At 27.7% G+C, this 1,846-nt stretch carries 1 protein-coding gene and 1 pseudogene; both read right to left on the bottom strand.

The genetic code is table 11. The features are described 5' to 3' along the window. Positions 1–63 precede the first annotated feature (63 nt). Positions 64–621, bottom strand: a complete 558-nt coding sequence (locus CD112_RS13440; protein ID WP_219727511.1) for a reverse transcriptase domain-containing protein — start codon at positions 619–621, stop codon at positions 64–66. 290 nt (positions 622–911) lie between these two features. Continuing rightward, a pseudogene (locus CD112_RS13435) lies at positions 912–1,600 on the bottom strand (hypothetical protein); the annotation flags it as partial. Positions 1,601–1,846 lie beyond the last annotated feature (246 nt).

The following is a 1,846-nucleotide window of genomic DNA, read 5'->3' as shown; positions in this document are numbered from 1 at the left end:
ACTATTATCATTTGTAGAAAAAGTTAAGTCATCTGCATAGCGTGTATAGCTTAGTTTATATTTCTAACATAACTTTATAAGTCTAAAATCCATAATTTTCCCTATTAAATTTGAAATTATGGGAGAAGTTGGCGCTCCTTGAGGTAAGGCACCCTTATAACAAGTTAACCGAGCAATTATTAAAGCTACTTCTGATGGAACTTTGAAAGTTTTATCTTTCTCAAAAAAACCTTTTACTCTTCCAAAATGAATAGTATGGAAAAAGTCCTCTAGATCAATATTTAATATATGTTTTTTATTACGATGCACTTTTGCATTAGTTATTATTCCTCTATTTTGGAGAAACCCTTGCAAAAATGTATCCTTATTCTTATTATTTCGAATGGATTCGTAATAATGATTTTCTAATAATTTAGCTAATTTCTTTTGTACACTTTTTAGCTCATCACTCGGCGCATGAATTATTCTTTCGCCACCGCTTTTCTTTAAGATCGAAAAAGTCGAATACATATTTTCGGGTCCCATTTGATGCTTGTTGTAAAGTAAGTAGTTCATTTTTTGAGTAGGTATTTTTAAAGCTTGAAAAAAATCATTCTTATCAGTAATAAAAGCGTATTCCATAATAAAATACTCCTAAAATTTAAATACGCATGGCTACTCATTAGGCTGTTTAGTGGAAATGTAGAACGAAAATGTAAAGCTGACTAAAAGCAAATATCGCCAGCAATTCGATAAATGCTTGCGAAACACAAGCAAAAATTCTAGCCATGCGCTAAGGTAATTTTATCATACTTACTTATTTTTTTAAAATGTTGCAATCTATTAAAATCTTCTTTTCAACACCCTTTAAAATACTAAGGTTATAAATCGCCCACCGCTTACTTTTCAAAATCCTAATATTAACTATTTTAATCATTAAATTGAATCTTGTTAAATGCTTTCAACATCTCTTGTATATTTTTAAATCTCATTGAAATCTCATTATTCATGCCTTGATTTATGAAGTTATTTAACGCATTATTTTCTGTCTCTACAACGTTAGTTTTTCCAGTCAAAATGTAATATATTAAATAAGATATCGAATATATCTCGTGTACTAATGTATATTCTTTGAATTTATGCATTAAACTAGGATCATTAAACGATCCTTTAAATTCAGTATTTAACGAGGTTAGTTTATTCGTTTTTATTTTTACTAAACCAAAATCAGATATTTTTGCTACTAATGTACCGTCATCATACTCTTTAAGCAAGATATTTTTAGGAGAAATGTCTCTATGTAACATATCCTTTTTGTGAACATAATCGAATCCCTTCAAGATTTGTGATTTTATTCTCTTTCTTTTTTTGAAATTCAACTTTTGATTATTCTTCTCAATGTACGATTCCAAAGTACAATCCATATATTCCATTGAATATTCATTTTTTTGTTCATCATATTTAAAAACTTCACGATATAAGGAGAGTTCAATGTCTTTAAAGATTTAAATTCTTGTTTGAATCTTTCTAATTCCTTTTCACTTATGCTTTTTTTAGCTCTTTTAATTATAATTTTTTTATTGTAATTAGGATCTTCATATCTGTAAACTAATGCATAAGAACCTTCTCCGTGCACTTTCATCTGTAGGTTGGACAAACTATTATCTTTTTGAATATAGTCGACAGTTGCTTTAAGGAAAAACATCTTTTTCTTCAAATATATTTTAATTTTTTTCATATTTGGAGGAATGGCGCTTCCCCCTGAATCACACAAAAACGTTTTACAATTCTTTATTGTGTTATAATAGTAATTATCTATTTAAAATGAGTATTTTGTATCTTTAAATTCATAATATAACTCTTCTAA

This window comes from Staphylococcus simulans (assembly GCF_002902285.1).
Lineage (GTDB): Bacteria > Bacillota > Bacilli > Staphylococcales > Staphylococcaceae > Staphylococcus > Staphylococcus simulans.
The sequence above is the reverse complement of the archived record's forward strand: the minus strand, read 5'-3'. Positions and strand labels throughout refer to the sequence as shown.

Bases quoted from the DNA above. Each gene is read 5' to 3' on its own strand.
- CD112_RS13440 (WP_219727511.1), bottom strand. From the start codon at position 621: ATGGAATACGCTTTTATTACTGATAAGAATGATTTTTTTCAAGCTTTA.